Source organism: Novosphingobium sp. FG90, from assembly GCF_057808725.1.
Genome location: NZ_JBMDIO010000002.1, coordinates 108,513 through 130,315 on the forward strand (window position 1 = coordinate 108,513; position 21,803 = coordinate 130,315).

The window sequence follows — 21,803 nt, forward strand, 5'->3', positions numbered from 1 at the left end:
GAGAGATGGAAATGAACGACATGGTCATCATCAGCGTCGATGACCACATCAGCGAACCGCCCGACATGTTCCAGAACCACTTGTCCGGTGCACTGCTCGAATCCGCGCCGAAGATGGTCAAGGACGAGAACGGCAAGGACGTCTGGGTCTATCAGGGACAGAGCTTCGCTTCGGTTGCGCTCAATGCCGTGGTCGGGCGCCCCTTCGAGGAATACGGCATGGAGCCCACTTCACTCGACCAACTGCGTGACGGCGTCTACATGGTGGACGAGCGCGTGAAAGACATGGACGTCAACGGCGTTGCGGCTTCGCTCAACTTCGGTTCGGTGTTCGACTTCGCCGGAGGGCGCCTGCACCGGGTACCGGACCGCGACCTCGCGGTGAAGCACGTCAGCGCCTACAACGACTGGCACATCGACGAATGGTGCGGCGCGCATCCGGGACGCTTCATCCCCTGCGCCATCCTGCCGACATGGAACATGGACGCGACGATCGCCGAACTGAAGCGGGTCAGCGCCAAGGGCTGTCATACCGTATCGATCAGCGAGAACCCGACCTGCCAGGGCCTGCCCAGCATCCACAACGCATACTGGAAGCCGTTCTACAAGGCGATCGCCGAACTCGACATGACGATCTGCATCCACATCGGCGGAGGCAATCCGGCGCCCCACGCCTCGATGGAAACCCCGATCGAGGCGTGGATCTCGACGATGCCGATGACGATCGCCTATGCCGCGTCGGACTGGCTGCAACTGGAGGCGCTGCACGAGTATCCGGACATGCGCATCGCGCTGTCGGAGGGCTCGATCGGCTGGGTGCCCTACTTCACCGAACGGGCGGACTTTTCCAACTCGCGTCACAAGTACTGGACGCATTCGCGCTTTCAGGACCTGAAGCCGAGCGAGATGTTCAGGCGCCACTTCCTGAATTGCTTCATCGACGACGCCTTCGGCCTGCAGAACATCGGCTTCATCGGTGAGGACAACATTGCCTACGAGTGTGACTATCCGCACTCGGATACGCTCTGGCCGGAAGTGCCGGAGAGGCTGTGGCCCACGATCAACCACCTGACGGACGCGCAGATCGACAAGATCACGCACGGCAATGCGATGCGCTGGTTCCGCTTCGATCCGTTCAGGCACCATGCCAAGGCCGACCTCACCGTCGGCGCACTGCGCGCCAGGGCGGCGGCCGAGGGCGTGGATGTCACGCCGAAGTCCTCGCTTGGCGAGCGGCCGCTGGAGGAAGGCGATGTGCGTCCGGTAACCTCTGGCGACATCATGAAGATGTTCATGCGCCACGAGGATTCCGACCGCCTCGGCCGCATGGCCGGGCAGGAGGCATGAGGCAGCCGTAAGCGCGCGGAAGTAGACGTCCCGGAGCACACCCGGGACGTTCGGACAGCGCACAAAGAAAAGGCCCCGCGAGGTATCTCGCGAGGCCTTTTCCCGTTGGGATCGTTGTGGATCAGGCGGCGTGCGAGAACTGCTCGACCGTCGACTGGTGATGCTGGGCCACCGGATCCGGCAGGCAGGCGCGCATGGCGTCGCTCAGGCACTGGAACAGCGCTTCGGGGTTCACCTTGTCATCCTTGCCGTAGACGATGCTGACGACCAGTGGGTGCCCCTCGGGCTGGCGCGGGACGAGGCCGCTCAGCGCATCGGCGCCGGTGGCGAAGCCGGCCGGTCCGAACAGGTGGCGAGGATCGCGGCAGGCATCGATGCGGGACATCATTTCCGAGAATGCGAACTTGTCCTGCTCGGCCGCTTCGGCGTTGAGGCGGCGCACCATCCCTTCGCAGCGTTGACGGGTGACGGTGGACAGCATCAACCAGCCCGGTGCGCTGCGGGCCAGCGGTTCCTTGACGCCGCCGGCCAGTTCGCGGGTGGCGGCAGGTGCGCGCGGGCCGTGGCGCCAGTTCACGATCTGGGCGTCGAGCCCGACCATCGAGTGCAGCGCCACCGAAAGCCCGGTCTGCGCGACGAGGCGGTCCATCAGGCGCACGATGCGGCCGTCACGCACCAGCTCGGGCTGGCCGGAAGTGCCGATCAGCGCCGCGCGAGGGGTAAGGCTGTAGGCGCGCGAGTAGGGATCCTTGTGCAGCAGACCCAGCTCGACGAGGCTCGAAAGCAGTTCCGAGGTGCTCGACTGCGGCCGGTTGTACCGACGCACGATGTCCATGACGGTCGCTTCGCGGTGTGCGTCGTCGAAGTACTCCAGTACCTCGATCACGCGGCGTGCGATCTTTGCCTTGTTCGATGACGTTGCCTTGCCAGCCATGAGGTCTCTCTCCTTCCCTCTCGCGTGGTTGATGAACTCGATCGTTAGCGTCGAGCTTGCCTCAATCCCCGAGTCGTATCCCAGATAACTGAGTCATTCTCGTTTTTTGCTGACTTTGGTTAGCATCAACAACGCTGTTCATCAAGCATCGTTTTCGTATACGAACATCGAAAGAGAGGCGAGTACGGTTTTCCGCCGGTCAAGCCGAGTTCGCCGTGTGGAAAAGGTCGCTAAACCGTGTCGGGCGGCGGGGGGCTGGTCAATGCATTCAGGGCGGTTCATGCCTGTACGGGACGATCGAGAATCACGCAGGAGTTGTATGAAGAGGCTGGGACTAAGCGGTTTGACCGTTCCTGCGACTGACCTTGTCTCTGGCGGATCCGCGCTGGCCGAGCCGATAACGTTCATCGACGGTGATAGCTTGTCACCTGACTTCGACCATCTGAGCCTGCCGCCCTGGCCCGTGATCGCGACGGGAAAGCGGCACGAAACCTTGGTAAAGTTGGATACTTTTGTCGAGGCTGGCTTTGACGTGAGACAAATCCGCAAAGCGGTCGAAGCCCGCCCGATCGCTGCGGCGACTCTGGTACAACTGCTGCGCCTGCTGCCTTCGCTGAGTTTGGAAGATGGCCTCGTGGCCGAGTCGCTGGCCTACGCGGCGTTGCAGGGAAGCAGCGAGCACCGCGAATGGCAGGCCGGGCGGGTGCGGGCGGCGGACCGACGCGCGCCGGGTGCCGTTCTGCTGACCCGCGAAGGCGATGCCGTGACGGTGACGCTCGACCGCCCGGATGCAGGCAATGCGATCGACCGGCCGATGCGTGATGCGCTGCATGAGGCTTTTGCGCTGGCGAACCTAGACACCACGATCACCTCGGTCACGCTGCGTGGGACAGGGCGCTGCTTCAGCCTCGGCGCCGATCTTGATGAGTTCGGCACGACCCTCGACCCGGCGACGGCGCATGCCATCCGGCGTCGCACGCTGCCCGCCAACGAGGCGCTGCGCTGCGCCGATCGCTTCGTGGCGGAGATCGACGGTGCCTGCGTAGGGTCGGGACTCGAACTGGCGGCGTTCGCATCGCGAATCACCGCAACGCGCCGCTCGTGGTTCCAGCTGCCGGAACTGATGATGGGAATCATTCCCGGCGCCGGAGGTTGCGTCTCGCTCACTCGCCGTATCGGGCGTCAGCGGACCGCCCTGATGGTGCTGTCAGGCCGACGCATCAGCGCGCAGAAGGCGCTCGAGTGGGGGCTCGTCGATGCGCTGGTGGACTAGGTTTCCGCCTGCGATCACCATTCTTACGTCGCTCCTGTCGAGGCGGGCGCGAACTTCGGACCATGGGCGGTCCATGAGGCACAAGTCGGCCATGGCGCCTACCGAAACGGCGCGTTGGCGTGAGAAGTCGGCCGGGTCCGCAAGATAGAGCGCCAGAGCCGCTTCCGGCGTCAGTCGTTCGTCAGGGCCGATCACTGCGCCGCTCGGAGTGCGGCGGTTGACGGCGGCGGCGATGGATTTCCATGGATCGGCATCGCCATAAGGCGCGTCGCTCCCTCCGGCGAGAGGCAGGCCTGCGGTGGCGAGGCTGCGCAGGCGATAGAGGTCCGGACGATGCCTTGGGTCGACGTCAGCCAGATAGCGGTCGCCACGTTCGGCAATGAAGTGGGGCTGGACGCAGGCCGACAGGCCGAGATCGCACATGCGTGAGACGAGATCGGGAGAGGCCACGGACACATGTTCGATCCGGTCGCCGCGGACGCTGCCTGCTTCTTCGAGCACGGCGAGTGCGAAGACCAGTTCCACCTCGGTCACGCAATGAACCGCGACCGCGCGGTTCTGGGCATGTCCGGAACGCACAAGAGCGACAGCCTCGTCGAAGTCGGGCAAGGCGTTCTCGTGGAGATGCAGCTTGAGCGGGCCGAGAGTGCATCCGGAAGGCAGACGTTCCGCCAGCGCAATGCCGCCGGCCAGCATCGACGACTGCAGGAGCCGTCCGTCAGCGCGTTGCTGCGCGAAATGTCGAGCCACGCCGGGGTCGTTGCGCGGTGACATGTCGGTTATGCCGGTAACGCCGCAGCGGGCGAGCCGGGCGCTGGTCTGCGCGAAATCGGGAAGTGTGCCTCCGAGCGTGCGGCTAAGCCATGCGTCCTCTTCGAACAGGCGGCCGGTGAAGCGTCCGCCTTCCCTTTCCAGCCCCGGCGGCGCATCCGCGATCGTGAGCAGTTCTTCCAGCGCACGCGAGTTGAGCAGCCACATTCGCCCGGTGCGATGCTGCATGCGCAGTGGACGATCGGCGATTATGCCGTCCAGCATCGCGGCATCGGGCAGCACGCCGTCGAGAACGCTTTCGTGGAAGCCGACGCCGCGCAGCCATCCCGTGCCGGGCGACTGCAGGGCCTGCGCCAATTGGGCCGAAGTCACGACATTGGGCGGCCCGCAGGAGATCGAGGATTGCTGTGCGGCAAGCGCTGCAAGATGAATGTGGTGATCGTGCAGCCCCGGCAGCAGCAATCCGCCTCGCGCGTCGATGACCTGCTCGCCGGAGCGGGGAACCAGGGTGCCGATCGATGTAATCCGCGCGCCTTCGATCCGCACGTCGCCGCGCCGGGTGCTCCATATCTCCGCATTCCGGATCAGCATCGTGCGAAGGAACCGAGATAGTGCGCCGTGTCGGCGCCGATCGGTCGTACCGGCGCGGTCAGTGGGCGCAGGCTCACTGCAGGGAAGGGGGCGCCGATCGCCTGTCCCCATGCGCATAGTTCTGCGTCGATCATCGCGCGATCATGCGCCCGTTCCTCGGCGAGTGCCATGGCGCAGATCGCGCTCATCGACAGGCCGATCCGCTGGGCCACGCCGCTGCGCCAGGCGGAAAGCCCTTCGCGCGCGGCGACGATGCCGGTGAGGGGGTCGGCAATGGCGTCGCCCACGTAGCCGATACCGCCACCTGCATCGGCCATTGCGCGGGTCAGGCCGCCCGCCACGCCGCAGTCGTTGCCGATGCCCACCCAGTCGGCGGGATCTCCGCTTCCTCCGTGGCCGGTGATAGACAGCCAGACCAGCCCGGGCGTCTTGCGCACCAGCGCTTCGGCATCGATACCGAGATGCCGCAATGCGCGTGGTCGCGAGGATTCGATAACGATGTCCGCCCGCCGTATCAGTGCCACAAGCGCCGCCTTCTGCGCATCGTCGGCGAAGTCGACGAGGAGGCTGGCCTTGCCCTGGTTGATCCGGTCGAAGGTCTCCGGATCGTCACGCCGGATCAGGTCCGGGCGGGTGAGGCTTTCGACTTTCAGAACTTCCATGCCTGCCTGCCAGAACAGGTGGCCCGCCAGTGGTCCGGCCCATATCGCGGAGAGATCCAATACTAGTGGCCGATGCGCCTCCGCCCTGTAGCGGTGTTCGCCGCGCAACATGACATCGATTGCGGGCGATGCCGGAGTTTCATCGACACGGGCGACGGGTAGACCGAGCGTGCGCCCGGTCTGCACGAGGTCCCTGGCGTCATGGCGCAGCACGGCTGCAGCAATCGCCTCCCAGTTGCCCGTATCGATCGCAGCATCGCCGAACAGCGCGGGTAACAGCTCGCGGTCCACCTCGCGGATCAGGGTGAGCGCAAACCATTCGCCGTCACGCGCAGGCATGAGCCTGCTGCCGCCCAGCCCGGCCGAAGTCGTGCCCGTGATCGTGTAGCCGCCGTTCGCCCCGCGTTCGCCCATCAACGTCGCGCCATCGATCCGGGGCAGGCCATGCCCGGTCGTCATGGCCTGCAACTGCCGGTCTGCCCACCGCGCCAGCGGGATCGCAAGAACGGGGCGAAGGTGGTCAGCCGGCAAGGACTTCCTTCACCTTGCGGCGCAGCAGCTTGCCCATTTCGTTGTAGGGAAGCTCTGCCAAGAAGGCGACTTTCTCCGGTACGCGCGAGGAGCGCAGGCGTGAACGGACGAGGTCCTTCAGTTCGGCTTCTGCCGGAGCCTCGAAGCCGTCGCGCGTGACGATGGCAATGCCTACCGCCTCTCCCCATTCGACCGAGGGGATTGCGCAAGCACAGGCATCGGCGATGGCGGGGTGCGTGAGCAGCACGTCCTCGATCTCGCCCGGCGACATGTTCTCGCCGCCACGCACGATCACGTCGTCGGCGCGGCCGGAAAGGAACAGGTAGCCGTCCTCGTCCATGTAGCCGGCGTCGCGCGTGGGGAACCAGCCTTCTGCATCGAGCGCGCTCTTTTCCTTGTACTCACCGGAGACCTGCTCGCCGCGCACGTAGATCTCGCCAGCCTCGCCGAGTGGCAGGACTTCGCCGCCTTCGCCCCGGATTTCGATCTCGACCGTCGGGATCGGCTTGCCGAGCGAGGTCAGGCGGGCGCGAACTTTCGGATCTTCGGAGGCGAGCGCCTCGCGGTGATCGTCGGGGCCGAGCAGGGCGATGGTGGAACTCGTTTCGGTCAGGCCATAGGCGTTGGTGAAACCCGCCGCCGGGAAACGTTCGAGAGCCTTGTGGATGACCTCCAGCGGCATCTTGCCGCCGCCGTAGGCGATGGCGCGCAAGGATGCGGTCCGGATGAATGCGCCTCCATCTGCAGCCTCTTTGTCCATGGCATCGACGATGCGGGCCAGCATGGTCGGCACGACGAAGGCGTTGGTGATCGCCTCCGCCTCGACGAGGCCCAGCCAGCCCTCGGGCGAGAATGCGGGCAGCATGACGATCTTGCGCTGGGCATAGATCGAGGACAGCAGCGCCGAGATGCCTGCGATGTGATAGGGCGGCACGACCACCAGTGCGGCGTCGGCCTCGTCGGCACTCGCGAACTCGACGGTGCCCAGGATATAGCCAAGCAGGTTGGAATGGCGCAGGATCGCCGCCTTGGGCGCGGCCGTGGTGCCGCTGGTGAACAGCTGGATCGCCACGCCCTCACCCGGATCGTATTCGCGCGCATCGTCGGCAGGGACGGTTTCCTGCGCCTTGAGGGTGAATTCCTCGCGCGAAAGGATCGTATGGCCCTGACCCCCTGCTATGCGCGTAACGCGCTCTTCGTCGCCGATGACGAGGGCCGGGGCGATGCGCCCCAGTAGCGCGGCAAGGTCGGCGTCGGGCAGGCGGTAATTGAGCGGGCAGTAGGGCACTCCGGCTAACGCCGCGCCGAAGACCGCGATCACCGCCGCTTCGCTGCTTTCGTCGAGGAGCGCGACATATTCGGCGCCGCTGTCCTGGATGATCGAGAACGCGCCGCGCGCGGCGGCGAGGAGGTCGCCATAAGTCCAGCGCTTGCCGTCGCAGACGAGGCCGACGCGGTCGGGCGCGGCCTCGGCCGCCATTTCGAGAAGAAGAGCGATGTTCATCGGAGCGCCGGTTACCTTGCGTATCAGTCCGAGGCGGGGAGCGGCTTGGCGTCCTTGACGACGAGCGCCTGCCCATCGACAGATAGCGAGCCCTTGCCGGGCTTCACGCAAAGCAGTTCGTACTGACCGGCGGCATCGACGTAGCGCTTGCCCATCAGCGTTCCGGCCGAGAAGTCGGCAGCGAGGGGGGCTGCCTCGGCAGGCTTTGTTTCAGCCATCGGCGCACCGCCGCATTCGATCTGCCCGTCGGCCGCACGGATCACCATGACCTCGGTGTCGCAGGCTGCGCTCTTCAGGCGGGTTCCAGGTCTCATTTCGCGTTCCTTGTCCTCTTGTGTGCGTCTTGTCTCGACGGGCGCGTTTCGCGCTGGTGGCACCATCTGAACTTATGTCTTCGGCCATGCCCCGTTCAAGGCGGCGCATGGCCAAGTGCCGGTGCAGTATCGTCGAAGGGCGTTCAGGCAATCGCGCCCTTGGCCTTCCATTCCTCGATCCGGTCCCATTCGACGCCCATTTCCATGAGCACGATCTCGGTGTGTTCCGAGGCCTGCGGCGAACGGGTGGTTTCCACCGCCTCGCCGTTCCACTGCACGGGGCCGCGCACCAGCTTGAGCGGGGCGCCGCCGTCAGCGCCTTCGACCTCGACGATCATGTCGTTGGCAAGGGCCTGCTCGTCGGTCAGCAGTTCGTGGAAGCTCTGGATCGGTGCCCACTGGCCCGAGAACGTCTTGAGGTGCTGGCGCCAGTATTCGAAGGGTTGCGCACCGAAGGCCTTGATGAGGATGTCGCTGGCGGCGCCGGCGTTCTCGAACAGCGCGCGCGGTTCGGAGAAACGCGGATCGTCGGCCGCTTCAGGCACGCCGAGGTGCTCGAACAGGCTGCGAATGTGGCCGGTGGGCGAGATCGTGCACAAGTTGATCGTGCCGTTGTCGCTCGTCTGGTAATTGCCCATGAACGGGTTGCGCGCCGCGCCGCCGGTGCCGGGCATCGGGTTGCGCGTCAGCACCCCGGTCTCGGCCACCTGCGCGATCACTGCGCCCGAAGCCCAGGCGGCGGTGCTCAGAAGCGAGACGTCCAGTTCTACCGCCTCGCCGGTCTTTTCGCGGTGGAACAGCGCGGCGGAGATACCGCCGGCGATGAACATGCCGCCGATGGAATCGCCGAACGCCGGGATGCCCTGAGAAATCGGTCCCGGCAGTTCCTCGGGGGTCATCGAATAGGCGATGCCGCTGCGCGACCAGAAGCAGGTGCCATCGAAGCCGCCGACCTCGCGCTCCGGCCCCTTGTTCCCGAGCGCCGAGCCGCGTGCATAGATGATGTTCGGATTGACGGCGCGGATGTGCTCGACGTCGAATTTGTTCTTCTGGCGCACCTGCGGGAGGTAGTTGGTCAGGAACACGTCGCACTGCTTCGCCAGTTCGTAGAGCACTTCCTGGCCTTCAGGCGTGGACAGGTCGATGCCGACACTGCGCTTGCCGCGATTGGGGTGTTCGAACAGCGTGTGACGCAGCGGGTCGAGCGTGACGCCGCCCATGTTGAGGAAGCCGCGCTGGGTGTCGCCCCGCACTGGATGCTCGATCTTGATCACGTCCGCGCCCCAGTCGGCAAGGACGGCGCCCGCCGCCGGCGTGAAGGTGAACTGCGCCACTTCGAGGACGCGGACGCCCTGCATGACCTTTGTCGACATCTGCTGCCAATCCCCGTGATTTTCTGTCTGACGCCCCGGTTTTCCGCCGTTTGCGCCTGTAGTTCCGGTGTGCGCGCAAAGCCGGGAGGGATCAACCGGGTGGCCCATCGTGCCGACGATCATGCCTGCAAGCCCCCGCTTTTCAATGGTTTCTGATGACGGGCAAGGGCTGGGCGGGCGAGATGCCGCAGAGGCGATGATGTTGCTCAAAGTGCTTTTTCAGATGCGAATTTCGCAATTGACCGAGTGTTCAAAAAATACTAACCCAGCTTAGTAAGTAAATAAATCCGACCGTTCAGGTTCGCAGTTTTCGGAGAAACGCCATGAAGAAGTTCGCCACGCTCGTCGCTGTCGCCGCCATCGCTTCGGTCCCCGCCGTTGCCTTCGCCGAGACCACCCAGGTCCGCGAAGCCACCGAGGAAGCCGCTGCCGGTGCCGTCTCGGTCAACGCCGGTAAGATGCTCTATGCCGCCGACGGCTACCGCATTGCCCCGATCTATCGCGTCACTGCCGACGGCAATCCGCAGGTCATCCTCAACGGTCGTCTCGTGACCGTTCCGGCCTCGAGCCTCAGCGACGCCGGTGGCAAGGTCACCACTTCGATGTCGAAGAAGGAACTTGCTGCCGCGAAGTAAGTTTTCGCGATACTCTCAAGAAGAAGAGGGCGGCGCCGGATGGCGTCGCCCTCTTTTTTTGGGATGATGGCAGGTCGTTCCGGTTGCTCGACGAAGCAGGGTGGTAAAAGGCCCTCAGCCCCGGCTGACGTTCTCGTAGATGCGCGTCATGAAATCGAGCAGGGTATCGACCTCTTCCTCGGAGAAACCGGCAAACATCTTCTGCTCGCTCTCAGTCGCGATGGTGCCGAGTTTCTCGAGGAGCGGTTGGGCCTGTTCCGTCAGGTACACGGCGCGGGCACGGCGGTCGTCGCGGCGGTCGCGACGTTCCAGCAGCCCCTCTGCGCAGAGGCGGTCGATCAGGCGACCGGCGGATGCTTCCGACATCTCCAGGTATTCCGCGACAGTCCGCTGCGTCGAGCCGGGATAGCGCGCCACGATCGCAATCATCGCCCACTGCGAGCGCGTCACGTTGAGCGCGGCGACCTTGCGGTCGAAATTGTTGCGCTGGAGCCGCGACACGATGGTCATGCGCAGCCCGACCTGCCGCGTTGGGCTTTCGTCACGCATGTTGAAGGGGTTGCTGATCGTTCCCATTGGCTTTTCGTCGGCTTCGGTCGCCACTAGGTGCTCCTTGTACTGCGCCGTCAGACGCGCTCGATGATTATGGCCGGGGCCATGCCGCCCGCCGCGCACATCGTGATGAGACCGTAACGCCCGCCGGTGCGCTCGAGTTCGTCGAGAGCAGTGCCGATCAGCATGGCACCGGTGCCGCCGATCGGGTGGCCGAGCGCGATCGACCCGCCATTGGGATTGACCTTGGCGCGGTCGAGGTCAAGGTCGCGGATGAACTTCTCGACGACGACGGCGAATGCCTCGTTCACTTCGAAGACGTCGATATCGTCGGCAGTGAGCCCCGCCTTGTCGAGCACCTTGCGGGCCGCGGGTACCGGGCCGTTGAGCATGAGGGTGGGGCAGTCGCCCGTCTCCGCCATTGCGACGATACGGGCACGCGGCTTCAGGCCATGTGCCTCTGCGTAGTCCTTCGACGCCAGCAGGATCGCCGAGGCCCCATCGACCACGCCCGAGGAGATGCCGACGTGATGGATCGGCTTGATGTCGACCTCGGGATACACCTGGTTGATCAATTCGCCGTAAGTCTTGCCGCCGGGTGCAGACGGCATGTTCAGGAACATCTCGAAAGCCGGCTTGAGCTGGGCGAGGCTTTCGGCGGTGGTTTCTGGACGCGGGTATTCCTCGTGGTCAAGGATGACATTGCCCTCGTCGTCCTTCACGACGATCGTGGACTTGTCGAAACGCCCTTCCGCCAGGGCGACGGCCGCCCGGCGCTGGCTTTCGACGCCGAGCGCTTCGAGTTCCTCGCGGGTGATACCTTCCATCGCGGCGATGGCGTCGGCGCAGACGCCCTGGTTCGACTGCGGGTGCCTGGCCTGCAGGCGCGGATTGCCTGCCCCCATGCCGGCGCTGCCGACACCCGCCTCGCGAATCTTCATGCCGTACATGTTGGCGTAGGACAGCATGTCCATCCCGCCGGCTACCATGAGGTCGGCCATGCCTGACTTGATCATCGCCGCCGAGAGGCTGGTGGCGGTGAGGCTCGATCCGCAGAAGCGGTTGAGGGTGACGCCGCCCGCCTTCACGTCGTAACCGGCGTCCAGTGCCGCCATGCGCCCGATATCGCCCGCCTGCAGGCCCAGTGCGGCCGAGACGCCCCAGATCACGTCGTCGACGTCCGCGGTTTCGAGCCCGTTGCGATCCTTGAGCGCGGCGAGGACCGTTGCCGAAAGATGTTCGGGATGCATCTGCGACAGCGCGCCCTTGCCCATCTTGCCGATCCCGCGAGGGGTGCGCACGGCGTCGATGATATAGGCCTCGGTCAAGACAGGTCTCCTCGCGTTCCTTCGCGCAGCAAAGCGCGGTTTTTCGCGTGATGCGGGCCTGCTGCCCGATTTGCAATCTAGGTAGCGGGCGCTATCGCCGCAGCGATTGCTGACTATGGTTAGTATGTCGGAATCGTGTTCGCTTGCGTCAATGGATCGTCTTCGCGATGGGCAGGTTGACGGCTGCGTCGGTGCGTCCAACATCGGCGGACAGACATAACGACAGGGGATGGGCAGCCATGGCGACGGCGCAGGATGAGGAGGCAGGCGGCGCTTTCGCACCGCTTCGCGAACATACGTTCCGCAATATCTGGACGGCCAGCCTGTTCTCCAACTTCGGTCAACTGTTCCTCGGTGTCGGCGCCCAGTGGGAGATGACGCGGCTGAGCAATTCGCCGAGCATGGTCGCGCTGGTGCAGACGGCAATGATGATCCCGCTGATGCTGGTGACGCTTCCGGCCGGCGCCATCGCCGACATGTTCGACCGCCGCCGGATCGCCATGGCCGGCCTCACTTTCAGCGCCGTCAGCGCCGCGGTGCTCGCGGCGGTGACCTTTGCGGGACTGACGACGCCCTGGCTGCTGCTGGCGTTCTGCATCCTGATCGGCGCGGGCGTGGCGCTGTTCTCGCCATCGTGGCAGGCATCGATCCCGGAGCAGGTTTCGCGCTCTCACCTGCCTGCCGCCGTAGCGCTGGGGACCATCAGCTACAATGTCGCGCGCAGCTTCGGTCCCGCATTGGGCGGCCTGATCGTGGTGCTCTACGGCGTGAAGGTCGTGTTCGGCATGACCTCGCTGCTCTACCTGCCACTGCTGACGGCGTTCTTCTTGTGGCGGCGGACACATGTGCCTTCGCGGCTGCCGCCCGAACGGATAGATCGGGCGATCCTGACCGGCGCACGTTATGCGCTGCATGCGCCTGCAGTACGCACGGCCCTGCTTCGGGTACTGGGTTTCGGACTGAGCACGGCCACGGCTTCCGCGCTTGCCCCCTTGATCGCAAAGGATTTGCTGCATGGAAATGCTGCAACGTTCGGCATCCTGCTTGGCGCTCAGGGCGTGGGCGCGGTAGGCGGTGCGCTGTTCGTCAGCCAGATTCGGGCGATGATCTCTACCGAGTGGGCGGTGAGGCTGTTCGCGATCATGAGCGGGGTGGCGTTGGTGGCGATCGGGTTCAGTCACTCGCTCACGGTAACCTGCCTTGCGTTTCTTTTGGTGGGCGCGGGCAATATCCTGACTATCGCGATGCTGAACGTGACGGTGCAACTGTCGGCCCCGCGATGGGTGACGGCGCGGGCGCTGTCACTGTTCTCCTCGGCGATCACAGCGGGGATCGGCATCGGCGCATGGGGCTGGGGCGTGGTCGCCGCGCGGCATGACGTGGCCTTCGCGCTGGTGGCCTCGGGCATCGCCGTTGCCGCGACCGCGCTCCTCGGTACGATATTGCCAATCCGGGAGGATCCCGAGGCCGATATGGATTCGGTCGAGATCGGCCATGAGCCCTCAGCCGCATTGCCGCTGACCTTGCGGTCCGGGCCGCTGGTCGTCGAGGTCGAATACGACGTCGATCCCGACCAGGCCCGGGAGTTCTACGAAGTCATGATGAAGATGCAGAAAGTGCGCAAGCGCAACGGCGGCTTCGACTGGACGATCTCGCGCGATATCGAGAATCCGGCCCTCTGGACCGAGCGATACCACTGCCCTACCTGGGGAGACTACCTGCGCATGCGCGGCCGCTACACCCAGAGCGATTTCGATATCCAGGCCCAGGCGGACGGCTTCAACCGCGGCAATCACGGTCGCCGGGTGCGTCGTCTTCTCGAAAGGCCCTTCGGTTCGGTGCGCTGGAAGGCGGAGTCCTTCGATCCGCGACAGGAGACGATCGGCTACATCACGCCGGGAACCTGATGCCGCGTGAAATCTGCCAGCGCGATATATAAGCTGGATCTCGGTCCATCACTGGATCGCGTGACGGCCTCGTGTAGCCTCGCTGCAAAAGCAGTTGGGAGGGATACCGTGAAGATAGCAGGGGCTTGCACGTCCGTGTTCGCATTGGCGATGCTGACGCCGATTTCAGCGCATGCGCAGGGCGCGCAAGAGGCCGCCACGGCTGACGAGGGCGCGATCATCGTTACCGCACAGCGCCGCGCGGAGGCGCAGGTCGATGTGCCGATTTCGATCACCAACCTTTCGAGCGACGCGCTAAAGACCGCCAGCGTCCAGCAGCTTGCCGATATCGGCAAGGTCACTCCGGCCCTGCGCTTCGACTTCGCGGGTGGATTCTTTCAACCCACCATTCGCGGCATCGGCACGGCGGTGACGACTTCAGGCGGCGGTGGCAACGTCGGCATCTATATCGACGGGTTCTACTCGCCCAACCCGCTGGCGGCCGACTTCGACCTCATCAGCGTCAGTTCGATCCAGGTGCTCAAGGGGCCGCAGGGCACGCTGTTCGGTCGTAACACCACCGGCGGCGCGATCCTCGTGACGACCCGCGAGCCCTCGACGTCGGGCAATGCGTTCGAGGGGCGCGTGACTTACGGCCGCTACAACGAGGCCAAGGCCGAGGCCTTCGCGAACTACGTCATATCCGATCGCGTGGCGCTGACCCTCGAAGGGCAATACCGCCGAGGAGACGGCTGGCAACGCGACATCTCCAACGACGACCGGCGCGTCGGCGACTACGAGAACTGGTCGTTCCGTCTTGGTCTGAAGGCGGAACTCACCGATACGGTCGACGTCCTGCTGCGCTACAAGCACGGGCAGGTCGATGATCCCTCGACGATGCTGGCCTCCAGTCTCGACACTTCGGACTTCGGGCTTGGCGCGCCGTTCGGCGGAGTGCCGGGGACTTACACCACGGCCAAGAACCGCATCGCCAGCGGCTCGGTGCCGGAAGTCTTCCGCTCCAACACCGACGTAGTGCAGGGAACGGTCCGCGCGGATCTCGGTTTCGCGGACCTGACTTCCTACAGCCAGTATCGCAGCGAGAATTCGCTGATGTCGCAGGACCTCGACTATTCGGGGCTCGATCTTTTCCAACTCGGCCTGCCCAACCTCAACGAGACCTGGAGCCAGGAACTCCTGCTCACGTCGAAGGCGGGACCGAAGCTGCAGTGGACTGCGGGCCTGTTCTATTTCCAGAACACCGACACTTACATCACTTACATCAACAATGGCGGCAACGCCCCCGACCAGCGCATCCGGCTCGGCGGGTCGAGCACCACGGTCAAGAGCTACGCCGCCTTTCTCGACGCCACCTACGAGATCACGCCGCAGTTCTTCGTGACCGCCGGTGCGCGCTATTCGATCGACAAGATCGTCGATGCCTACTGGAACCAGCAATTCGCTCTCACCGAGATGCCGGTGCCGAACATCTCGAACAACAAGCTGACGCCGCGCGTGGTGCTGCGCTACAAGCCGACCGACCGGACGAGCATCTACGCCTCGTTCACGAAAGGCTACAAGGCGGCGATTTCGGACGTCGGTGGATCGTGCCAGATTCCGGACACGAACTACACCTGCAACCGGGTAAAGCCCGAGGACATCAATGCCTACGAAGTGGGCTTCAAATACGAGGATCGCGGTCTCTCGTTCGAGGCTGCCGCATTCTACTACGACTACAAGAACCTGCAGGTGTCGATCTACCGCACCGGAACAGCGGAGATCATCAACGCTGCGACCTCGGAAATCTACGGGTTGGAGGGCGCGTTGCACTATCAACGCACACCCGCGTTCCAGATCAACGCCGGCGCCTCTTACGTTCATGCGCGCTACAAGCGGTTCAACAATGCGCCGGTCTATGTGCGCTGCTCAGAACTGGGCGAGGAAACCGCCGCGACCTGCGCTGCCAACGGGATCAGCTTCGTCGTCGTTCCCACCACTCTGGAAGACGTGACGATGCAGCGCACGCCCGAGTTCACCGGATTTGTCGGCGCACGCTACGAAACCGATCTGGCGGGCGGAGAACTCGCGCTGTCGGGCAACCTGTTCTATTCGTCGAGTTTCTTCTTCGGCCCCTCGGGTGTCCAGTTCAAGCAGGGCGGCTATGAAACCCTGGCCCTTCGGGCGCAATGGAGCGCGCCGGGCGACAGGTTCCACGTGGCGGTCTTCGGGGACAACGTCACCAACAGCCGATACCTCACGCAGGCGCAGTATTCGAGCTTCGGCATCGGCGCGAACTGGAGCAAGCCGGTTACTTACGGCGTGGAACTGGGCGTGCAGTTCTGAGCCGGGGGCGTTCCCTGATGGGAATTGCCGTCTGCCGCGACTGTTGCTGACCTGCCGGTTTCAGGCTGAACGCAGCACAAGGGAGAGATCGATGTCGCAAGATGCAAACAGGACCTGGCGTGTCGTCCAGTGGGCGACGGGTAACGTCGGCAGCCGCGCCTTGCGCATGGTCATAGAGCATCCCCGGATGGAACTGGTGGGCCTGTGGGTCAGTTCGCCGGAGAAGGTCGGCAAGGACGCGGGCGAACTCTGCGGTCTTGCGGAAACCGGCATCAAGGCAACGAATTCGCTGGAGGAGATCGTCGCTCTCGATGCCGACTGCGTCTTGTTCATGCCGCAGGGGACCGACTGGGACGCTCTGTGCGCGCTCCTTGCTTCGGGCAAGAACGTGGTGACGACGCGCGGCGACTTCCATTACCCGCCGCTCATGGATGCCGGAAGACGCGGCCGCATCGAGGAGGCCTGTGCCGCTGGCGGTACGTCGATCCATTCCACCGGTTCGAGTCCCGGTTTCGTCACGGAGGCGCTGGCGATCCCGCTGCTTTCGCTACAGCGCGAACATGGCCTGCTAACGATCGACGAATATGCCGACGTGTCGAGCCGCAATTCGCCTGACATGCTGTTTCACATCATGGGCTTCGCCGCGACGATGGCGCCCTTCGACCAGCGCCGGGCCGAGCATCTCAAGGGGGATTTCGGCAGCTCGCTATCGCAAGTCGCCGAGGCCATGGGGTTACCATGCGACGATATAGAGGCGATCGGCGAACTATCCGCGACGCGCCGCGATCTCGACATAGCGGCGGGTAGGGTGCCCGCCGGCACCGTCGGCGCAATGCGCACCACCATCACCTGCAAGCATAAAGGCCGCCCGGTATTGCGCTTCCGCGCGAACTGGTACGTCACCACCGACATCGAGCACGAGTGGGACTTGCGCGAGTCCGGATGGCGGATCAGCACCGAGGGCGACACGCCGGTCAAGGTGGATATCACCTTCCCGGTCGCGGAGGAGGACTACGCCGCCTACACACCCGGCCTGACTGCGCACCGGCCGATCAACGCCATTCCAGCGGTCTGTGCGGCTGCGCCCGGTATCCGCACCACCGTCGAACTGCCGCAGATCGTCCCGCTTTACGGCTGAGTTGCCGGCCCCGCTGTCGCCGCCGTCGACTGATCGCCACCGAGTACGCGATAAAGCGCGATCCGGTTGCCCGCCTGCGCCAGACGCACGGCGATCTCCGCCTGTCGCGCGGAATAGAGGCTGCGCTGGGCGTCGAGGTTGTCGAGCGAGCCGACGATGCCCCGGCGATACGTCGCCTCGGTGAGCGTCGCGGTATCCTGCGCGGCGCTGGTGAAGGCGGTTGCGGCGCGCAGCCGCTCGGCAAGAGTGCCCTGGTCGGCAAGGGCGTCCGCCGTCTCCCGGAACGCGGTCTGGATCGCCTTTTCGTAAGTTGCCAGCGCCGCGTCGCGCTGGGCCTTGGTCACTTCGACGTTCGCTTTGCGGCCACCCGCGTTGAAGATCGACCAGCTGCCGTCCGCGCCCAGCGTCGTGGTGCGCGAGGCGGTGTCGAATAGGCTCGACAGCGACTGACTGGCGAAGCCGATCAGCGCGCTCAGCGAGATCGAGGGGAACAGTTGTGCCCGGGCCACACCGATGTCGGCATTGGCGGCGCGCAGCTGGTATTCGGCCTGGACCACGTCCGGGCGGCGCAGCAGGACTTGTGTCGAGAGACCGGCGGGGACTTCACCCAGTGCGGCGTTGACCTCGTCCATCCCGGCCGGAAGCAGCGCGCGATCGAACTCTGCGCCGACGAGAAGGCGGATCGCGTTGATGTCCTGAGCGAGGGCGGCGGTCTGCGCGGCGACGTCGCCATTGGCGGTTTCGAGAACCTGTTCGGCCTGCCGCAATTCAGTGCGCGGGGCGACGCCGCCCTTGAGGCGCGCAGTGGAAAGCCGAACGCTGTCCCTGGCGTTGGCGGCCGTGCCCTGTGCTACTTTGAGCAGATCGGTGTCGGCCGCGTAAGTCGCCCATGCCTGCGCAAGATCGGCGACCAGGCCCAACCTTACCGTCCGCGCGCCCGCTTCCGTCGCAAGTGCGGTATCGCGGTCTGACTGGGTGGCGTTGGCAAGCTTGCCGAACAGGTCCAGCTCGAAGCTGGAGATGCCACCCCGCAAGGCATAGCTCATTCCGTTGAGGCCGAAGCCCCCGCCCGTCTCGCTATCGGTCGCCGAGCCGGTGACACCGACCGCCGGGAACTGGTTCGCCCGCGTAACGCGCACTTGCGCCCGTGCCGCCGCGACGTTTGCGGCCGCCACGCGCAAGTCGCGGTTGTTGGCCAGCGCTTCTTCGACGAGCGCCTGCAGGCGAGGATCGCGGAAGATGTCCTTGTAGGACACGACCGGCAGCGAAGCCTCGCTCTGCTGCAGGTAAGCGTCACCCACCGGCCACGACGTTGGGACCGGCAGGTCGGGCTGGACGTATTTGGGGGCCAGCGAACATGCGCCGAGTGCCAGGGCAGGCAGGGCGCCCGCCATCAGCCGGATGCTCATGTGCTTCATGCCGGGTCTCCCGAGCGTTCTCGGCGTTGCTGCAGCTTCTCACGCGCTGCGGCAAGGCCGTCACGCACGCTGCGACGCACGAGCACGAAGAACAGCGGGATGTAGAAGATCGCGAGGATCGTTGCGGTGAGCATCCCGCCGACCACTGCCGTGCCGATGGCGACGCGGCTGTTGGCACCCGCACCGGTGGCGATGGCAAGCGGCAGCACGCCGAAGATGAACGCGAAGCTGGTCATCAGGATCGGGCGCAGGCGGATCTTGGCGGCCTCCAGCGCGGCGTCGATGACGCGCTTGCCTTGCCGTTCCGCCTGCTCGGCGAATTCGATCATCAGGATCGCGTTCTTGGCGGCGAGGCCCATCGTTGTGAGCAGGCCGATCTGCAGGTACACGTCGTTCTCCAACCCGCGCAGCGTGACGAAGGCGATTGCGCCCAGCAGGCCGAGCGGGATGACGAGGATCACCGCGACCGGGATCGACCAGCTCTCGTAAAGTGCCGCAAGGCACAGGAACACGACGAGCAGCGACAGTGCGTAGAGGATCGGGCCTTGCCCGGACGACAACCGCTCCTGATACGACGATCCCGCCCATGCGACGCTAACGCCGGGAATGTCGGCAGCAAGTTGCTCCATCACGTTCATCGCCGTACCCGAGCTGACGCCGGAACCGGCATTGCCCGAGAATTCATAAGCGGGCAGGCCGTTGAAGCGCGAGGTGGAACTCGGCGCCGTCGACCATCCGATCGTCGAGAACGAAGAGAAGGGCGCCATTTGCCCGTTAGAGCCGCGCACGAACCATTGCGCCAGGTCCTCCGGGCGCGAGCGGAACTGTGCATCACCCTGTACGAAGACGCGCTTGACGCGGCCCTTGTCGATGAAGTCGTTGACGTAGGTACCGCCCCAGGCCGTTGAAAGCGTGGAGTTGACGTTGCCGGGCGTCAGCCCGAACGCGGTGAGCGCGCGGATGTCGGTGTTGATCTTGAGGGTCGAGACGTCCGGGAGGTTGCTCAGGCGCACGCCCGACAACTGGTCATTCGCGCCAGCGGCGGCGAGCAGCTTTTCGCGAGCGGCCATGAACTTGTCGTCGGACAGGCCGCTGGCGTTCTGCAACTCCATCGTGAAGCCCGCCGAATCACCGAGGCCGCGAACGGCGCCCGGCACCAGCACGAAGACCTGCGCGTCGCGAAGGCTGCGGAACGCGGCGCTGGCGCGCTGGACGATGGCGTCGGCGCCATCCCTGGAGTCGGTGCGCTGCGACCAGTCGGTCAGGTTGATGAAGCCCTGTCCGCTGTTCTGGCCCGAGGCGCCGCGACCGCCGCCTGCCACCGAGAACATGCCCGCGACGTTGTGCTTCTCGTAAGTCGTGAAATACTTCTCGATCTCGCGCTGCACTTCCTCTGTGCGCGAGCGCGGAGTGCCTGCGGGCAGACGCCACTGGACCATGATGTTGCCCTGGTCCTCGTTCGGCAAAAAGCCGGTCGGCAGCCGCTGGAACAGCAGGAGAGTGCCGATGCAGGTGACCGCGAACAGCGCGAGCCAGCGCCACTTGTGTGCGACCACGACGTCCACCTTGCGCACGTAGGCATCGGTGACACGCTCGAAGCTGCGGTTGAACCAGGTGTGGAACTTCTCCCAACCACGCGCGAGCCAGGGCAGATGGCGTTCGATCCAGGTCGGCTCGTGGTCTTCCTCGCCATGAGGCTTCTTGGCCTTGAGCAGCGTCGCCGTCAGCGCCGGGCTGAGGATCAGTGCCACCAGTACCGAAAGCACCATTGCGGTCACGATCGTCAGCGAGAACTGGCGGTAGATCACGCCCGTGGAGCCGCCGAAGAACGCCATCGGCAGGAATACCGCCGAAAGCACCAGCGCGATGGCCACCAGCGCGACCTGGATTTCCTCCATAGACTTGATGGTGGCGTCGCGCGGGGACATGCCGGGGTTTTCTTCCAGCAGGCGCTCGACGTTCTCGACCACGACGATGGCGTCATCGACCAGCAGGCCGATAGCCAGCACCAGCCCGAACAGTGTCATCGTGTTGATGGAGAAGCCCATCACGTAGAACACCGCGAACGTGCCCAGCAGCACCACCGGCACCGCGATCGCGGGGATCAGCGTGGCGCGCCAGCTCTGCAGGAACACGAACATGACGATGACGACGAGGATGATCGCCTCGAACAGAGCCTTCTCGACCTCTTCGACCGACAGCTTGATGAACGTCGTGGAGTCGCTGCCGTAGATGTACTTCAGGCCGTCCGGCATCTCCGCCGCGAGGTCCTGCATCTTGGCCTTGACGGCTTCTGCCGTGCGCAGGGCATCGGCGCCGGGCGCCAGCGAGATCGAGATGCCCGCGCCGGGGTGGCCGTTGACGCGGCTGACCGAGGTGTAGCTGTCCGCGCCGATCTCCACCCGCGCAACGTCGCCGATGGTGACGACCGAACCGTCCGGGTTGGTCTTGAGCACGATGGCGCGGAACTGGTCGGCGGTCTGCAGGCGTGAACCCGCGGTGACGACGGCGTTGATCGCCTGGTCGTCGACCGCAGGCGTGCCGCCGATCTCGCCCGCCGCGACTTCGGTGTTCTGGGCGGTAATCGCCGAGGTCACGTCACTGGGCATGAGCGCCACGGCGGCAAGCTTGCGCGGGTCCAGCCAGATACGCATCGCGTGCGGCGCGCCGAACACGTTGACGTCGCCCACGCCCTGAACGCGCGAGAGCGGGTCCTGGATGTTCGAGGCGAGATAGTCCGACACGTCCTGGTTGGAACGCTGGTCTGTCTCGTCGTAGACCGCCACCAGCAGCAACTGGTCGGCGTTGGACTTGGTCACGGTGACGCCGCGTGCCTGCACGGTTTGCGGCAGACGCGGGATCGCCGACTGGACCTTGTTCTGGACCTGCACCTGCGCGATGTCGGGGTCGGTGCCCTTGGCGAATGTGGCGCTGATGGTCGCCTGGCCGCGGTTGCTAGACTCGGAACTGAAGTAGAGCAGGCCGTCGATGCCCGTCAGCTGCTGCTCGATGATCTGAGTCACCGAGTTCTCGATGGTCTGTGCCGACGCGCCCTGATAAGTGGCGCGGATGTTCACCTGCGTGGGCGCGATGTCCGGGTATTGCTCGTTCGGCAGGAAGTTCAGCGCGCCGAGACCGGCGAGCATCACGATGATCGCCAGAACCCAGGCGAAGATCGGGCGATCGATGAAGATGCGGGACATG

16 protein-coding genes are annotated in these 21,803 nt (G+C 64.9%); 6 read left to right on the plus strand and 10 right to left on the minus strand.

Annotated elements, in window-relative coordinates; all coding sequences use genetic code 11:
- Positions 1-5: 5 nt before the first annotated feature.
- Positions 6-1,346, plus strand: a complete 1,341-nt coding sequence (locus ACODRZ_RS02110; RefSeq protein WP_488970819.1) for an amidohydrolase family protein — start codon at positions 6-8, stop codon at positions 1,344-1,346.
- Between the two features lie 121 nt (positions 1,347-1,467).
- Here ACODRZ_RS02110 and ACODRZ_RS02115 read toward each other — a convergent pair whose 3' ends face one another.
- Positions 1,468-2,280: a helix-turn-helix domain-containing protein gene (locus ACODRZ_RS02115; RefSeq protein ID WP_488970818.1), complete on the minus strand. Its 813-nt coding sequence runs from the start codon at positions 2,278-2,280 to the stop codon at positions 1,468-1,470.
- Between the two features lie 319 nt (positions 2,281-2,599).
- On the opposite strand from ACODRZ_RS02115, the gene ACODRZ_RS02120 reads away from it, so the two are divergent.
- A complete protein-coding gene (locus tag ACODRZ_RS02120) occupies positions 2,600-3,553 on the plus strand; it encodes an enoyl-CoA hydratase/isomerase family protein (RefSeq protein WP_488970817.1) in 954 nt (317 codons plus the stop codon).
- Here the strand turns inward: ACODRZ_RS02120 and ACODRZ_RS02125 are convergent.
- The 5 genes from ACODRZ_RS02125 to ACODRZ_RS02145 form a co-directional block, all read right to left on the minus strand.
- Positions 3,488-4,915: an amidohydrolase family protein gene (locus tag ACODRZ_RS02125; RefSeq protein ID WP_488970816.1), complete on the minus strand. Its 1,428-nt coding sequence runs from the start codon at positions 4,913-4,915 to the stop codon at positions 3,488-3,490. The two genes, ACODRZ_RS02120 and ACODRZ_RS02125, sit on opposite strands and share 66 nt — an antisense overlap.
- On the minus strand, positions 4,909-6,108 hold the full coding sequence (locus ACODRZ_RS02130) for a CoA transferase (RefSeq protein WP_488970815.1): 1,200 nt from the start codon (positions 6,106-6,108) through the stop codon (positions 4,909-4,911). Before ACODRZ_RS02130 ends, ACODRZ_RS02125 begins: the two co-directional genes overlap by 7 nt.
- On the minus strand, positions 6,098-7,612 hold the full coding sequence (locus tag ACODRZ_RS02135) for a class I adenylate-forming enzyme family protein (RefSeq protein ID WP_488970814.1): 1,515 nt from the start codon (positions 7,610-7,612) through the stop codon (positions 6,098-6,100). The genes ACODRZ_RS02130 and ACODRZ_RS02135 overlap by 11 nt, the downstream gene beginning before the upstream one ends.
- A 23-nt stretch (positions 7,613-7,635) precedes the next feature.
- A complete protein-coding gene (locus ACODRZ_RS02140) occupies positions 7,636-7,926 on the minus strand; it encodes a hypothetical protein (RefSeq protein WP_488970813.1) in 291 nt (96 codons plus the stop codon).
- 143 nt (positions 7,927-8,069) lie between these two features.
- Positions 8,070-9,299: a CaiB/BaiF CoA transferase family protein gene (locus ACODRZ_RS02145; protein ID WP_488970812.1), complete on the minus strand. Its 1,230-nt coding sequence runs from the start codon at positions 9,297-9,299 to the stop codon at positions 8,070-8,072.
- Between the two features lie 323 nt (positions 9,300-9,622).
- Here ACODRZ_RS02145 and ACODRZ_RS02150 point away from each other — a divergent pair, with 323 nt between their 5' ends.
- Positions 9,623-9,934 (plus strand): hypothetical protein, encoded by a 312-nt coding sequence (locus ACODRZ_RS02150; protein WP_488970811.1) that lies wholly within the window; start codon positions 9,623-9,625, stop codon positions 9,932-9,934.
- A 114-nt stretch (positions 9,935-10,048) separates the two neighbouring features.
- On the opposite strand, the gene ACODRZ_RS02155 is transcribed toward ACODRZ_RS02150, so the two are convergent.
- Together ACODRZ_RS02155 and ACODRZ_RS02160 are read right to left on the minus strand one after the other, a co-directional pair.
- A complete protein-coding gene (locus tag ACODRZ_RS02155; protein WP_271183458.1) occupies positions 10,049-10,537 on the minus strand; it encodes a MarR family winged helix-turn-helix transcriptional regulator in 489 nt (162 codons plus the stop codon).
- A 23-nt stretch (positions 10,538-10,560) separates the two neighbouring features.
- Positions 10,561-11,814: an acetyl-CoA C-acetyltransferase gene (locus tag ACODRZ_RS02160; RefSeq protein ID WP_488970810.1), complete on the minus strand. Its 1,254-nt coding sequence runs from the start codon at positions 11,812-11,814 to the stop codon at positions 10,561-10,563.
- 239 nt (positions 11,815-12,053) lie between these two features.
- Here ACODRZ_RS02160 and ACODRZ_RS02165 point away from each other — a divergent pair, with 239 nt between their 5' ends.
- The 3 genes from ACODRZ_RS02165 (at position 12,054) to ACODRZ_RS02175 (ending at position 17,181) form a co-directional block, all read left to right on the plus strand.
- A complete protein-coding gene (locus tag ACODRZ_RS02165) occupies positions 12,054-13,721 on the plus strand; it encodes an MFS transporter (protein WP_488970809.1) in 1,668 nt (555 codons plus the stop codon).
- 108 nt (positions 13,722-13,829) lie between these two features.
- Positions 13,830-16,043 (plus strand): TonB-dependent receptor, encoded by a 2,214-nt coding sequence (locus ACODRZ_RS02170; RefSeq protein ID WP_488970808.1) that lies wholly within the window; start codon positions 13,830-13,832, stop codon positions 16,041-16,043.
- A 91-nt stretch (positions 16,044-16,134) separates the two neighbouring features.
- Positions 16,135-17,181: an NAD(P)H-dependent amine dehydrogenase family protein gene (locus tag ACODRZ_RS02175; protein WP_488970807.1), complete on the plus strand. Its 1,047-nt coding sequence runs from the start codon at positions 16,135-16,137 to the stop codon at positions 17,179-17,181.
- On the opposite strand, the gene ACODRZ_RS02180 is transcribed toward ACODRZ_RS02175, so the two are convergent.
- Both ACODRZ_RS02180 and ACODRZ_RS02185 read right to left on the minus strand, forming a co-directional pair.
- On the minus strand, positions 17,172-18,599 hold the full coding sequence (locus ACODRZ_RS02180) for an efflux transporter outer membrane subunit (RefSeq protein WP_488970806.1): 1,428 nt from the start codon (positions 18,597-18,599) through the stop codon (positions 17,172-17,174). The two genes, ACODRZ_RS02175 and ACODRZ_RS02180, sit on opposite strands and share 10 nt — an antisense overlap.
- Entirely contained in the window at positions 18,596-21,802 is a 3,207-nt protein-coding gene (locus tag ACODRZ_RS02185) for a multidrug efflux RND transporter permease subunit (RefSeq protein WP_488970805.1), read from the minus strand. The genes ACODRZ_RS02180 and ACODRZ_RS02185 overlap by 4 nt, the downstream gene beginning before the upstream one ends.
- Between the last annotated feature and the right edge of the window lies 1 nt (position 21,803).

Excerpts from the sequence above, each read along its gene's own strand:
- ACODRZ_RS02120 (WP_488970817.1), top strand. The coding sequence starts at position 2,600 with ATGAAGAGGCTGGGACTAAGCGGTTTGACCGTTCCTGCGACTGACCTT.
- ACODRZ_RS02180 (WP_488970806.1), bottom strand. The coding sequence starts at position 18,599 with ATGAAGCACATGAGCATCCGGCTGATGGCGGGCGCCCTGCCTGCCCTG.
- ACODRZ_RS02140 (WP_488970813.1), bottom strand. The coding sequence starts at position 7,926 with ATGAGACCTGGAACCCGCCTGAAGAGCGCAGCCTGCGACACCGAGGTC.
- ACODRZ_RS02185 (WP_488970805.1), bottom strand. The coding sequence starts at position 21,802 with ATGTCCCGCATCTTCATCGATCGCCCGATCTTCGCCTGGGTTCTGGCG.
- ACODRZ_RS02125 (WP_488970816.1), bottom strand. The coding sequence starts at position 4,915 with ATGCTGATCCGGAATGCGGAGATATGGAGCACCCGGCGCGGCGACGTG.
- ACODRZ_RS02175 (WP_488970807.1), top strand. The coding sequence starts at position 16,135 with ATGTCGCAAGATGCAAACAGGACCTGGCGTGTCGTCCAGTGGGCGACG.
- ACODRZ_RS02110 (WP_488970819.1), top strand. The coding sequence starts at position 6 with ATGGAAATGAACGACATGGTCATCATCAGCGTCGATGACCACATCAGC.
- ACODRZ_RS02145 (WP_488970812.1), bottom strand. The coding sequence starts at position 9,299 with ATGTCGACAAAGGTCATGCAGGGCGTCCGCGTCCTCGAAGTGGCGCAG.
- ACODRZ_RS02115 (WP_488970818.1), bottom strand. The coding sequence starts at position 2,280 with ATGGCTGGCAAGGCAACGTCATCGAACAAGGCAAAGATCGCACGCCGC.
- ACODRZ_RS02150 (WP_488970811.1), top strand. The coding sequence starts at position 9,623 with ATGAAGAAGTTCGCCACGCTCGTCGCTGTCGCCGCCATCGCTTCGGTC.
- ACODRZ_RS02165 (WP_488970809.1), top strand. The coding sequence starts at position 12,054 with ATGGCGACGGCGCAGGATGAGGAGGCAGGCGGCGCTTTCGCACCGCTT.
- ACODRZ_RS02135 (WP_488970814.1), bottom strand. The coding sequence starts at position 7,612 with ATGAACATCGCTCTTCTTCTCGAAATGGCGGCCGAGGCCGCGCCCGAC.